The 11,938-nt window shown below is 63.1% G+C and carries 11 protein-coding genes and 4 pseudogenes; 2 read left to right on the forward strand and 13 right to left on the reverse strand.

All coding sequences use genetic code 11. The features are described 5' to 3' along the window. Nucleotides 1-107: 107 nt before the first annotated feature. From DL891_RS06160 to DL891_RS17695, 3 genes and pseudogenes are all read right to left on the reverse strand, one after another. Nucleotides 108-1,115 (reverse strand): transposase, encoded by a 1,008-nt coding sequence (locus DL891_RS06160; protein WP_111719550.1) that lies wholly within the window; start codon nt 1,113-1,115, stop codon nt 108-110. Between the two features lie 258 nt (nt 1,116-1,373). After that, complete coding sequence (locus tag DL891_RS17690; protein WP_255563078.1) at nt 1,374-1,685, reverse strand: transposase; 312 nt, start codon at nt 1,683-1,685, stop codon at nt 1,374-1,376. Between the two features lie 38 nt (nt 1,686-1,723). Next, a pseudogene (locus tag DL891_RS17695) lies at nt 1,724-2,017 on the reverse strand (transposase). A 414-nt stretch (nt 2,018-2,431) separates the two neighbouring features. On the opposite strand from DL891_RS17695, the pseudogene DL891_RS06180 reads away from it, so the two are divergent. Then, nucleotides 2,432-2,719, forward strand: a pseudogene (locus DL891_RS06180) (IS1380 family transposase); the annotation flags it as partial. 114 nt (nt 2,720-2,833) lie between these two features. Then, nucleotides 2,834-3,736, forward strand: a pseudogene (locus tag DL891_RS06185) (IS982 family transposase). Nucleotides 3,737-3,765: 29 nt separating this feature from the next. Here DL891_RS06185 and DL891_RS06190 read toward each other — a convergent pair. The 10 genes and pseudogenes from DL891_RS06190 to DL891_RS06235 all read right to left on the reverse strand — a co-directional run bounded on the left by DL891_RS06190 (nt 3,766) and on the right by DL891_RS06235 (nt 11,932). Continuing rightward, a pseudogene (locus DL891_RS06190) lies at nt 3,766-4,739 on the reverse strand (IS481 family transposase). A gap of 108 nt (nt 4,740-4,847) precedes the next feature. Beyond that, nucleotides 4,848-5,606 carry an acyl-CoA thioesterase II gene (locus DL891_RS06195; RefSeq protein WP_111719554.1) on the reverse strand — a complete coding sequence of 253 codons (759 nt, stop codon included), beginning with the start codon at nt 5,604-5,606 and terminating at the stop codon, nt 4,848-4,850. Further along, nucleotides 5,606-6,205 carry a hypothetical protein gene (locus DL891_RS06200; RefSeq protein WP_111719555.1) on the reverse strand — a complete coding sequence of 200 codons (600 nt, stop codon included), beginning with the start codon at nt 6,203-6,205 and terminating at the stop codon, nt 5,606-5,608. Before DL891_RS06200 ends, DL891_RS06195 begins: the two co-directional genes overlap by 1 nt. Further along, a complete protein-coding gene (locus DL891_RS06205; RefSeq protein ID WP_111719556.1) occupies nt 6,205-7,068 on the reverse strand; it encodes a CoA ester lyase in 864 nt (287 codons plus the stop codon). The genes DL891_RS06200 and DL891_RS06205 overlap by 1 nt, the downstream gene beginning before the upstream one ends. After that, on the reverse strand, nt 7,065-8,225 hold the full coding sequence (locus tag DL891_RS06210) for an acyl-CoA dehydrogenase family protein (protein ID WP_111719557.1): 1,161 nt from the start codon (nt 8,223-8,225) through the stop codon (nt 7,065-7,067). Before DL891_RS06210 ends, DL891_RS06205 begins: the two co-directional genes overlap by 4 nt. A 39-nt stretch (nt 8,226-8,264) precedes the next feature. Then, nucleotides 8,265-8,651 (reverse strand): Zn-ribbon domain-containing OB-fold protein, encoded by a 387-nt coding sequence (locus DL891_RS06215; RefSeq protein WP_111719558.1) that lies wholly within the window; start codon nt 8,649-8,651, stop codon nt 8,265-8,267. After that, on the reverse strand, nt 8,648-9,796 hold the full coding sequence (locus DL891_RS06220) for an acetyl-CoA acetyltransferase (protein ID WP_111719559.1): 1,149 nt from the start codon (nt 9,794-9,796) through the stop codon (nt 8,648-8,650). The genes DL891_RS06215 and DL891_RS06220 overlap by 4 nt, the downstream gene beginning before the upstream one ends. Beyond that, nucleotides 9,793-10,200 (reverse strand): MaoC/PaaZ C-terminal domain-containing protein, encoded by a 408-nt coding sequence (locus tag DL891_RS06225; protein ID WP_111719650.1) that lies wholly within the window; start codon nt 10,198-10,200, stop codon nt 9,793-9,795. The genes DL891_RS06220 and DL891_RS06225 overlap by 4 nt, the downstream gene beginning before the upstream one ends. Nucleotides 10,201-10,220: 20 nt before the next feature. Continuing rightward, on the reverse strand, nt 10,221-10,721 hold the full coding sequence (locus DL891_RS06230) for a MaoC family dehydratase N-terminal domain-containing protein (RefSeq protein WP_111719560.1): 501 nt from the start codon (nt 10,719-10,721) through the stop codon (nt 10,221-10,223). Beyond that, the gene (locus tag DL891_RS06235; protein ID WP_111719561.1) at nt 10,718-11,932 is read right to left on the reverse strand and encodes a RidA family protein; all 1,215 of its coding nucleotides are present in this window, start codon (nt 11,930-11,932) and stop codon (nt 10,718-10,720) included. Before DL891_RS06235 ends, DL891_RS06230 begins: the two co-directional genes overlap by 4 nt. Between the last annotated feature and the right edge of the window lie 6 nt (nt 11,933-11,938).

The following is an 11,938-nucleotide window of genomic DNA, read 5'->3' on the forward strand; positions in this document are numbered from 1 at the left end:
GAGCTATACCAATGACCCTAGTCTTCGGTTCCCGGGCGCACCTTGTCGATTCGAGTTGCTGTTGTCGCGATGGGTCACGTCCCGCTGAGTGGATGCTCCTATCGTTGTCAAGCAGCCTTTTGAGCGGGTTTTGCTGTTCGCTGCGTGTGGTTGTCGAGCCATATTTGGTAGGCATTTTGGAGCTCCGAGTCGGAGCGTTCGCCCATTTCTAGTCGCCGGAGTCGCTGGTGGGGAACGCCCAGCTGTATGGCGACTTCGGTCATCGCAAGCTGCAGTGCCTGCCTTCGTTGGCGTAGTAAGGGGCCTTGCTGAGTGCTGATCTCTGGGTGGGTGAGCAGAGTGAAGATTTCGTTGGTGACATGTCGTTTGAGGCAGCGGACGATGTCGCGATCGGAGAGGCCCTCGGCGCGGCGCTTATCGAAGTAAGCCATCGTGCGGGGGTCTTTGTGGCGGCGGCGGCTGAGAACGATGCGGTGTAGCGAAGCGTTCGCCTGGCGGTCGCCGCCGCGGGAGAGGCGATGGCGGGGGCGCACTCCGGAGGACGCCGGGATCGGAGCGACGCCGCAGAGTGCCGCAAATTGTGCCTTCGTGCCGACGCGGTCGGGGTTATCGCCCAGAGTCGCCAGTAGGGTGCCGGCAACGACTGGTCCGATGCCGTGCACGGACATCAACGCTGGGTTACTTATGCGGGTGAGGTGCTTGGGGTCGGTGTCGATGTCTTCTATCTCTCGCGCGAGCTCTTGGGCGCGATGGGCGAGGCGCTTGAGGCAAAGGCGGCAGACATGGTCAGGAGTCACGCCTCTTCCCGGTCGTGTTCGCGCCACGACCTCAAGGAGTCTCGCACCCTCATAGCGGCGGAAGTCCGCCCGAACTGCCTCGGGCGCGGTCACTAGCTGGGCATGGATCTGGTTGATTGCGGCGGTGCGTGCTTTGGCGGCGGAGGTGCGTTCGGCGAGAAGCATGCGGATGGATTCGGCCAGGCCGTCGCGCTGTTTTGGTGTGGCCAGCCCGACCGCGGCGACGTGATGAGTGTCTCTGTGCGTATCGACCCCGACGTAGATTCCCGGCGGGAGCGAATCGGTGTCAACTGATGGGAGAGGTGTCGTGGATCTCATAACTGTGTCCCTCCGTCGCGGAAAATGCGGGAAGTCACCGTGGACCGAGCAGGAAGACAACACAAAGGTGAGACGTCGCGGTCAAGCTCCTATCAAGTCATGCCCGCCAAATCCTTGGGTGACAATGGCCCCGAAGCGGTGGACAGATCCACTCCAAGACAACCGTTTGACCGGTGTCGGTGGAGTTTGGAGTCACACCGCTTCGGGGCTATATCCATTGTCTATGTGGGGTTGGTCAACACCGTGCGGTCAGTATTTCTAGTCTACGCGGCAGTAAGTTCCGGAAAGGATCACCGCCTCGTCAATGACGTCGGCCAGGTTGTTCATGGTGGCCAGTTCAGGCATCGAGGCTTCGGAGAAGCAGCGGCGTTTAGCGGCTTCCCACTCGTCGTGCTGCTCGATCAGGACAGACCCGGACAGGCGCAGCAGGGCCGCGGCGTTGAGGAACGCGCCGACGACGTCGGTGCGACGTTTGAACTCCTCGTTCCAGCGGGTTCGTCGAGATCTGTCGCCAGCAGCGCTGCGGGAACAGGCGAATGCAAGCAGATTGGGTTGGGCGTCGGTGAGCATTGCGGCGACCTCCCGATAGGCACAGCCGAGCATCGTAATTACCCACCGAACTGTTTCTGAAGGTGTTCCGCATCGGGCTGGGCAAAGATCGTTCGGATGATCGAGGCGACCATGTCTTGGGATACTTTCAGGACCACGGCGAGGTCGTTTCGCATGTAGGGCACTCGGCAGCGCTGCCAGCCGGTTCAGAACCCTTCGTTCTCGCTGTCCCCCATATCGAAACCAAGCACTTCCCGGCGCCGGTCGGAGGCAACACCGACCGCGACGACGATCGCCTGGGACACGATACGGTGCCCGAGCCTCGCTTTGCAATAGTTCACGTCGAGGAACACAGACGGCTAGTGGCGGACGCCGAGGGTGCGGGCCGGGAACGGGGCGACCCCGGAGTCCAAGCCGGCGCAGATCCTAGACACCTTGAATTATTTCCCCTTGTCGACTCGACCCCGGTACCCGCGGGAATGGCCCGGGAGACCGTGAAACGCTCCGATCTGGCCGGCGACGGGCCTCGTACTCTCGGCTCTTCTGCGGATTCAGGCTCTATTCCTCGATCCACCGGTGAGGCTCGGAAGTTGACGGCGCGGTAAACAGAGAATGCCTTCCGAATCAGGAAAAATTGAAACTAATTAGGGTTCATTTCTACCGACTCGAGAGGCACCTCGTAGATGCAAGTTTTCCATTGATCTACTGCACTGTCAGCAACCTTCGATGACACGAATCTCGTGTCAGCCGCCGGGCTCGTCCCGGCGATGGCGTTGGCGGCTCGAACGGGCCATGCCGAGCTCGCCAACCGGTGGCTGACCTTGCCCGGATACCTCGGCGCGAACGCGGGCTTGAAAGTCACCGCGCTGGTCGCGGGAGTGCTCGCTGGCGCCGAATCCATCGACGACGTGGCGTTATTGCGTCACGGTGGGATGAAGAAACTCTTCGACGGCGCGTATGCACCGTCAATGCCAGGATCGTTCCTGCGCGCGTTCAACTTCGGCCACGTCCGCCAACTCGACGCGGTCGCCTCCAGATGGTTGATCAATGTCGCGAAGGCGACCCCGATCGTGGCAGGGATCGATGACCACGCCATAGATGAGTAATTCCTACTGGCTTCGTGGGCGCGGTGGCTTCTAAAGTCTGACGGAGGGTGTAAAACCCTTGGTGTGAACAATGAACTCAACACCCTCCTGACCACACTTTATGTCTTCCTCGACGACCGCATCCTCCAACGCCTCAGTCTGTCTCGAGCCGGCCGGCCGAGCCGCCGACCGGTCTTGACCGACGCAGAATTGCTCTGCCTGGTCGTGGCCCAGCACCTGCTGCAGTTCGACTCGGAAACCAGATGGGTCCGTTACGCCCACACCCACCTGAAGGACATGTTCCCGGGCATGCCCCACCAGCCCGGATACAACAAGCGCGTCCGCGCCGCAGGCACCCTGATCTCAGCCGTGATCACCGAACGCGCCCGAGACACCCCGTCCTGGCATGAACTGCTGCGCCTGGTCGACTCGACCCCGGTACCCGCGGGAATGTCACGGGAAACGGTGAAACGCTCCGACCTGGCCGGCGACGCAGGCTACGGGTATTGCGCCTCGCACTCCCGGTTTTTCTGGGGTTTCCCGCTCTACCTGATCAGCACACCCGAGGGCATGCCCGTCCTCTGGGCGCTGGCGAACCCGAAGATCGGTGAACGCGAAGTCACCCAAGCGATGCTCGAACAAGGCCACCATCTCGTCCCGGACGGGCAGGCCATCCTCGGCGACAAGGGCTTCGCCGGGAAGGACCTCGAGCGATTCATCAGTGAGGAACTTGGCGCCACCTTGATCCGGCCCGACCGCAAAGACGAGAAACCGAGATTCGGAAAGCTCGGCGGCATCCGCCAATGGATCGAGTCCTTGTTCGACACCCTCAAAGGACAACTCGGCCTCGAACGCCACGACGGCAGAACACTAGCCGGAGTTTACGCCTGAGTCGGCGCGAAACTCCTCGCCCTCGCCGCCGGAATCTGGCACAACTGGCTCATCGACGCACCCAGCAAACGCTCACTCATCGCCTACGACCACTAGGAATAAATCATCTAGACCACGAAGAGGACCTAGGTGTTCTTCCCATTGACGTTATGGACACGTTCGATGGGTGACTTGCTTCCGATGCCGGTATAGGGTCTGTGATGATTGTAGTGATGGATCCATTCCTTGTATGCGGCCGCGCGAACGGTCTCTGAGTCCTAGTGGTGGGCGTAGGCCTACTCGGACGCGAGTTTGCGGTGGAAGCGCTCGTCTTCCCGTTGGTTTGCGGCCGGTAGTGTCGGGTGTATTTGTGGCTGACCTGCTCGCCGAGGGTGCCATTGAACAGCTTCGAACGGTTGCAGGACCCGTTGTCGGTCATCACCCGGGTGACGGTGATGCCCAGGTCGGCGCAGAACGCGTTGGCGCGTTCCCAGAACCCGGCGGCGGTCTCTATCTTCTCGTTTTCCAGGATCTCGGAGTAGGCGATGCGGGAGTGGTCATCGATCGCCGAGTGCAGGGAGGCGTATCCGACCCGTGAACGATTCTTACGTCCCTTCGCCCGCCCCAGGGTGCAGTGGCCACCACCGTCGGGGATGCGGCCGAGCTTCTTCACATCCACATGCACAAGATCGCCCGGGTTAGAGCGTTCGTAACGCACCGGTTTAGGTTTGCGGATCCGCACCCCGGTGTTCAAATCAATGTGCCCCAACAACGGCACCCCGTATCGTTTGAGGACCTACGACACCGTCGACTGCGGAAGGTGCAGGTGGTAGGCGATCCGGTGCGGACCCCACCGCCGGGTCACCCGCAGGGCGACGATGCGTCGCTCGGTCCGCCGGGCCATCCGGTTCGGCGAGTGCCGCGGACGCGAGGACCGGTCCTGCAGCCCCGCCTCGCCCTCGGCCCGGTATCGGGCAACCCATTTGGAGACTGTGCCCGGGGCCACTTGGAAGCGCTCAGCGACGCGCGCCTGCGCCCAACCCTCGTTGAGGACCAGCTGGGCGATCTTCAAACGACCAGATGGATTCAGGGCGGCGCGGGCGTGGGTAACGTATGACACGAGGACCTCCGTGGATTGAGATGAGTGTGGTAGCCCATATCGATACCGGAGGTCCTCACCTCATGTCACATCACACGCCGCTGCACACAACCTCCGTGGGAAGAACACCTAGCGGTCACCTTCTTGGCCTGAATCGCTGTTCGCCCACACAACCCGGCGCGTCTGACGCACCTGTGCGATGAAAACACCGTGACGGTCATAGAGTCTGGACTCCTCGACGCAGAACTCTCGCGTTGCCCACATCGTGCTCTGGGTGACGAAGTGCCACGCGTGACGATCAAAGCGGACACCGGGCGCGAAATGGATCGTGAAATCAATCGTGGGCACGAACGCCGGCCGCTCCTCGCGGTAGAACATGCCGGGCGGCTGTGCATCGAGAAAGATCGCGGCAAGGCCGTACTGGCCCAGCTCCGGGGCCTGCTGGCTCGTCTCGTCGAAACGGATCCATGCCTCGGTCCGCTGGCGACGAACGTCGTCGGCGGCCGGGATCAGGCGGTGATCGAGGAAGGACTCGTATCTCATCTCGCCATAGGCGAAGTTGTATCGTGCCAGCGACATCGGATCAGGCAAGTGCCCGATATCCACCGGGAAATCGAGAACCCGTTCAGTCATTCCGCGCCCGAGCTTTCCAAAGGCGGTCAGCCGCGAGTGGCCCTGCACGAGTTCCACGTTGACCGCGGCGGTGGAGACTCCCTCATGGAGAACCTCGACCCGCCACCGGCCCGTGACATCGCGCACCGCACCGGTGAACTGGATACTGACACTGAGCGGAATGAACCCGTCGACCACCTGGACCGACTCAATCACACGAGCAAGAACGTATCCGCCGTAGATGCCGTCATATCCGTGCCACACCGCCGGGAACATCAGGCGGATTCCACGGGGACGCGGTGCACGAACGCGCTGGAGACCCTGGCGGCACCCCCCTCGCCGTCGATATGGTGCCACTGCGACAACTCGCGGCCGATCACGTCGGAGCCTTGGACAAGAATCTCCTCGTCCCCCCGGGGGTGAGCCGACCACCGCGCTTCGGATGTCACGAGGAAGTCCCGACCCGCAGAGGCGCCGATGGGCACGGACACGATCCCTTCAGACACCGCACACGCACCGAGCTCGTCCACGGTCCTGAAAATCGCCGGCCCACCGAACCAGGCGAGCACACGACAGCCTTCCGGCGCTCGCATCTGCGTCCGCAAATAGTACGCGGGAATGAAAACGAGGTCTCCGGGCACGTAGCGGACACCTTCGATCTCAAGGTATCCGTCAAGAACGATAAACTCCTCCGCCGCGAAATAACCACCAGGTGTGGTTCTCTCGAACCCGCGGGGGAATCGCCCCATGATTGTGAAGGTTGCACCGGCAGACGCAAGCGGCACAAGGGACAGTGAGCGATTGGCTCCCGGCATCGGCACGTCTCGCCACGTCTCAGGCTCCACCGACAGGTCCACGTATCTGGCCCGGGCCATCAGCGCCTGGGCCTGTCCGCGAGTGCGAGGGTCTTGCGCGCGCCCCGCAGTACCGCGAGGTCGATGAGGCGTCCGGCGGAGTCCAGCACAACCCCGCTGCCCTCGGCTTCGGCCTCGGCAAATACCTCGAGCACCGACTCTGCTTCGGCGATTTCCTCCTCGGTCGGTGTGAACACGTCGTGCACCACGGGGATCTGGGCCGGGTGGATGCAGGCGCGGCCCACAAAACCCTGACGACGCACGCGTTCAGTCGAGGCCAACAATGACTCAGGATCCGAAGTGAGCCGCGAGACCGGGCCAAGGGGCGGATTGATCTGCGCGGCCGCACTCGCGAGCACGATCATCGAGCGGATTCCGCCGAGCTCTGCCTCGTCTGCGCCGGGCTCAATACCGGTGTCAGCGCCCAAGTCGACCTCGCCGATCTGGAGCTGGTGCACCCGCGGGCCCTCCGCAATAGCGGGCGCTGCGAGAACTGCGCGGGCCGTCTCAATCAGCGGCATCAGTAGAGTGCCGATGTCTCCCCGCGCTGTCAGCAGGTCGGCCACCGCGGAAACATCGCCGGGGCCCTCACACTTTGCGATCACCAGGCCCGTGAGCGTCGGGATATTCGCCAGTGCGCCGGCGTCGGTGAGGAGGAGTGGGCCCGGGTTGATGCGAACCCAGAGCTCGGTCGCCAGGTCGGCGGGCTGCTCCCGCAGCCAGCGCACCACCGTCGAGCGCGCGTTGTCCTTCTCCGTCATCGGCACCGCATCCTCGAGGTCGAGGATCAGGGCGTCCGCTCCCCGGGTCAACGCCTTGCTGAGCTTCTCAGGGGCGTTGCCCGGAACGTAGAGGTACGATCGCGGCAGACTGACCCCGCTCATCCGACGACCGTCTCGCCCTTGATCAGTGACTTCGCCACGACCGTGCGCAAGACGTCGTTCGTCCCCTCACCGATGCTCATGAGGATTGCGTCACGATACAGTCGTTCGACCTCGAACTCCGTCGAGTACCCGTAACCACCGTGCACTTTGAGGGAGTCGATTGCTGCCTCCAGCGCCACCTCGGAGCAGAAGATCTTGGCCATCCCCGTCGCACCGTCAGCCCGCCCGTCACGAACGGCATCTGCTGACCAATACGCCATCAGTCGAGCCGCCTGGACTTGGGTGGCAAGCTGACCCAGTTTCATCTGAATGGCCTGAAAGTCGGAGATCGGCTTTCCAAAGGCGTGGCGCTGCTGCGAATAGGAGAGGGCCTCATCGTACGCACGCTGGGCGATGCCCACGGAACGCGCGGCGATGTTCACCCGTCCCCACTCGAGCGCCGAGAGCACTTGCTTCATGCCTGTGCCCTCGACCCCGCCCAGGAGCTGATCCTTGTGAACGCGAACGTTGTCGAGCTGGATCTCGGACGACTCGGTTCCCTTGTAGCCAAGCTTCGGGATGTCCTTGGTCACTTCGTAACCGGGGGTGTCCGCTTCGATCAGAAGGACACTCATTCCGGTGTGGGCTGGCGACGCACTCGGGTCAGTTTTCACGAGCACCGGCAGCGGGTCAGCGTACCGGGCATTGGTGATCCAGATCTTGGAACCGTTGACGACGTAGTGATCACCGTCGAGACGGGCGGTCGTGCGGATGCCCTGCAGATCGGTGCCCGCGTCGGGCTCGGTCAGCCCGATGCCTGTTCGCCGCTTGCCCGTGGCCAGGTCTGGCAGGTACTTTTCCTTCTGTTCGGTGGTGCCGTGCATGGCGAGGAGTCGGCATGACAACGAATGGCTGCCCAGAATGCCGGCAATCCCCATCCAACCACGCGCGATCTCCTCGAATACGAGCGCAAAGGCAACCGGATCCAGGTCGAGGCCGCCGTATTCTTCAGGAACGGTGATACCGAACAGACCCATATCGGCCATACCCTTGACGATCTCGGTCGGGTAGCGGTCCGACTGTTCCCACTCGCGTGCGACCGGGATGATCTCTCGGTCGACGAACCGTCGCAACAGTGCACGAAACTCGCCCTGTTCCTCGTTCAGCTTGAAATCCATTGGTAATACCTTTCGAAGAGGACGGTCACGGCCGTCGGTTCAGTGGAAAACGGGAAGGGCACGGCCATCGGGCAGGTCGGTCCAGCCGACATTCACCTGGTCGCCAATTGCCCATTGGTCGCCGTCAACAAGACGGGTGAGGATGAGCGGCCCTTCGGTGAGGCGCACGCGGGCCACCGTGTAGGGGACGTCGACGTCTGGCCGTGGTGCCCGGTGGATCACGGTGCAGGCATCGACCTCGCCGGTACCCGCAGTCTCGCGAAGTTCCAGGTGATCCATTGATGAGCAGGCTGTGCACACTGCGCGGGGCGGGTGCTGAAGGTGCCCGCACTGCGTGCACTCCTGCACCATCAGCCGGTGTTCACGCGTGGCGTCCCACCATCCGGTGGTCACGTCATCAGCGGGGGGAACTTCAGGAAGGCTCATCGGTCAACTCCTAGTACAACTGTCGCGTGGGTGGACAGGATGCCACCGGTGCCGTGGGCCACAGCGGTGCTGGCGCCCTCGACCTGCCGGTCTCCGGATTCGCCCCGTAGTTGACGGACCGCCTCGACCAGCAGCAGGATGCCGTACTGTCCCGGGTGGCAATAGGACAGGCCACCACCGGAGGTGTTGAGCGGTAATGCTCCGCCGGGCCGGATGCGGCCATCTGCGATGAAGCCAAGAACTTCGCCACGACCGCAGAAACCCAGCGCTTCGACGCTCAGCGCAGCGGTGATGGTGAAGGAGTCGTAGACCTGCAGAACGTCGACATCGGCAGGAGTTATGCCCGCGCGCGCGAAAGCGTCCCGACCCGATCCGATGGCACCCGGAGCGGTGAGGTCATCCACCGCGGTGAAAGACGTGTTGGTCGTCCGCTCGCCGTATCCCAGAATCTCCACGGGTTTGCGGGGGAGGTCGCGCGCCCGCTCGAGCGAGGTGAGCACCACTGCGCCGCCCCCGTCGGTGACCAGACAACAGTCGGCCACGGTCAACGGGCTCGAGATCATTGCCGAGGTCACGACGTCCTCCGCCGTGATCGGGCCCTTCCCATAGCGGAACGCCTTCGGGTTCAGCAACGCCCACTCGCGGGCGGCGACAGCGATCTCCGCGAGCTGTTCGCGGGTTCCGCCGAACTTGTGGAGGTACTGCTGGGCAGCCATCGCATAATACGAAACCGGGAAGAGCATGTCGTACGGCTCTTCAAACTGGGCCTCGGGGATGTGCGGCTCGTGCACGCCGCCAAGCCTGCGCGATTTCGCTGAACGCTGGTTTGAGGCGAAGCTGATGACGATCGTCGTCGCTTGACCGGCCTGAATGGCTTGGGCCGCGCGAGCGACCATCATCTCGTAGGCTGACCCGCCCGCGAAGGTCGAGTCGGTCCAGGTCGGCTGAATCGCAAAATAGTCGGCGAGCTGGGTTGCCGAAAAGCGAGAGATACCGGTCGTGGCGATGCCATCGACGTCAGCGAGGGTGAGCCCGGCATCGGCCAGCGCTCGCGTCACCGCCTGTGACTGCAGGGTGAGGATTGACTTGCCGGTCACACCGAGATCAGATTCGGCCGCCCCGACGATGGCCACGCGCGCAGTCATCGTGCACCCGGGCCATCTGCGCTGCCGAGGAGCACAGTGGCATGGGCCGGTGCGGCAACGGTGCGACCTTCTGAACCGTCCTCGCCCACAACAACCACCCGCTGCTCAAGCACCAGATACTCGTCGCCAACCTCGGTGATCGTGCCTTCGCAACGTACCGTTTCACCGGCGAACACCAGGTTTCGGAAGGTGAAGTCGAGCTTGTGCGTGAACGACTGCGGACCGAGCCAGTCCTGGATCTGCTCCACGAGCAACGCGCCGAATACTTGACCGTCAACTACCGGGCCGGGCAGTCCGTTCTCCGCCACGACCTCGGGATCGTAGTGGAGTCTGTACCAATCCCAGGTCGCTCCTGCATACGCCACCATGTCAACGAGGTTGATGGTGCGCTCAAGGACCGGCATCGAATCTCCCACCTGAAAGGTCACTTGGCAACTCCCGACTGGACGAAAATTATGGTCTCCTTGTTTTCGGCCAACTCTTCACCATGCTGATTGGTGTAGGTCGCGGCCGAGGTGACGACGAGCATGTCTGCGCCCGTGCTGGTCTTCTTCTCGGCGAGATCAGTGATCTCCCAGGTCGCGGTTATGACGTCCTCGGGCCTGATCCGCCGGTGGAAGGTGTACCAGTTGCCGCCCCGCACCTTGCGGGTACCGGGGATCTCGATCTCCCACACGTGGCCGGCGTAGCCGTCGGCGGCAATCGGCAGGTTCGCGTACTGGTTGGTCTCGCACACGAGGGTCAGGGGTGCGGTGACGCCCTGCAGGCCCTGGGAACGCGCGTACTCGGGATCGGAGTACAGCGGGTTGTTGTCGCCGATCGCGAGACCGAAGTAGCGTCCGGCGGCACCACCGAGCTCCTCGGGAGCGGTGTACACCTTCGTAGTGCCCAGAAGGGCCCGGACCTCGTCGGTGATCAAGCTCATGCCTTGTCCTCCGGGTAGAGGGCCATCGGGAGCACTTCGAGCATGAACTCGGGGCGAAGCAGTGCCTTGCAGATGCCGCCGGTCGAGGCCGGCCACGGTGCCTTCAGCATCCGTTCCCGCACCGGCGCCACCTCGCGGTAGACCGGGAGAGCCGACTCCACGCAGTACTCGGTGGTCCACAGCAGGTTCTCGGCGCCCAGACCGGCGTGGGTGAGCAGCTCGATGATCGACCCATAGGTCACCTCGGCCTGGGCCGCCATGTCGCCCGGATAGAGCACCTCCTGGGTCTTCATGTCGAGCGAGGCGAATCCAGACATGTACAGCGTGCGACCCGCTTTGATCCCCGGCGCGTAGGTCAGCGTGTCGTAGCGCGACCAACCCGGGTTGACCAACTCGAGCGGGTGCCGGGACGCCGTGACGTCGATGGCGATCAATGACTCGGGGTGGTGGAGTCGGCTCATCAGAATTCCACCGGCCCCGGGGTACACACCGGCTCCGCCCAGACGCTCTTTACGCACGCGGTGAGTGCCCTTGTAGACGTCGCGCGTCGCAGGGGTCGAGTAGTCATAGGTCGTGACGGCCTGATCGATCGACATTCCGGCGCGCTGCAGGAGGTCGTCCGCCTTGTCGAGGCAGTAGGCATACTGGCTGACAAAATCACCGGCGAATACGACGTTGCCATCCGCATCGATGGGGACCACAGTGGGGAGGTAAACCGCCCCGTCGGTGCCTTCCTTGACGGCCGAGCGCTGCCAGGTGCCTGCCTCCCGCGACTCACTTGCGACCATCAGTTCACGGCCGCCCCCCTTCTTGGCCATGAGTTCGACCTCCAGGAAAGCCGTGCGACGCACGAGCCGCTCGACGATGATCGTCGACACGACTGGCTCATGCCCGCCGAAGAGTTCCTTGCGGACAGCGACCGCGGCCTCATAGTCCCCGATCCCTGACACCGTGACGTTCTCGGTGATGCGCACGACGTCTTCCGGCCCGAAGCCAGCACCTTCAAGGATTGTGAGGACCTTGGTGTAGGCGATGCGCGCTTGCTGTTCCATCGTGCCTGTAACCGTCATCTTGCCGACGGTCTCATCAAAGGCAGCGCTGGTGTGCCCCGAGGTCCACGCGCTTTCGCCTTCCGTGAGGCCCAGGCTGAAGGTGAAGCCTTCGTAGGGGAACCAAGTGAATTTGGGTGTGGTGATCGCTTGCAGAGCCATAGTCGT

The organism is Homoserinimonas sp. OAct 916 (assembly GCF_003260275.1).
Classification (GTDB): Bacteria; Actinomycetota; Actinomycetes; order Actinomycetales; family Microbacteriaceae; genus OACT-916.

Coding starts and splice junctions, on each gene's coding strand:
- DL891_RS06160 (WP_111719550.1), bottom strand. CDS start 1,115: ATGAGATCCACGACACCTCTCCCATCAGTTGACACCGATTCGCTCCCG.
- DL891_RS17690 (WP_255563078.1), bottom strand. CDS start 1,685: ATGCTCACCGACGCCCAACCCAATCTGCTTGCATTCGCCTGTTCCCGC.
- DL891_RS06195 (WP_111719554.1), bottom strand. CDS start 5,606: ATGTTCCCGGCGGTGTGGCACGGATATGACGGCATCTACGGCGGATAC.
- DL891_RS06200 (WP_111719555.1), bottom strand. CDS start 6,205: ATGGCCCGGGCCAGATACGTGGACCTGTCGGTGGAGCCTGAGACGTGG.
- DL891_RS06205 (WP_111719556.1), bottom strand. CDS start 7,068: ATGAGCGGGGTCAGTCTGCCGCGATCGTACCTCTACGTTCCGGGCAAC.
- DL891_RS06210 (WP_111719557.1), bottom strand. CDS start 8,225: ATGGATTTCAAGCTGAACGAGGAACAGGGCGAGTTTCGTGCACTGTTG.
- DL891_RS06215 (WP_111719558.1), bottom strand. CDS start 8,651: ATGAGCCTTCCTGAAGTTCCCCCCGCTGATGACGTGACCACCGGATGG.
- DL891_RS06220 (WP_111719559.1), bottom strand. CDS start 9,796: ATGACTGCGCGCGTGGCCATCGTCGGGGCGGCCGAATCTGATCTCGGT.
- DL891_RS06225 (WP_111719650.1), bottom strand. CDS start 10,200: ATGCCGGTCCTTGAGCGCACCATCAACCTCGTTGACATGGTGGCGTAT.
- DL891_RS06230 (WP_111719560.1), bottom strand. CDS start 10,721: ATGAGCTTGATCACCGACGAGGTCCGGGCCCTTCTGGGCACTACGAAG.
- DL891_RS06235 (WP_111719561.1), bottom strand. CDS start 11,932: ATGGCTCTGCAAGCGATCACCACACCCAAATTCACTTGGTTCCCCTAC.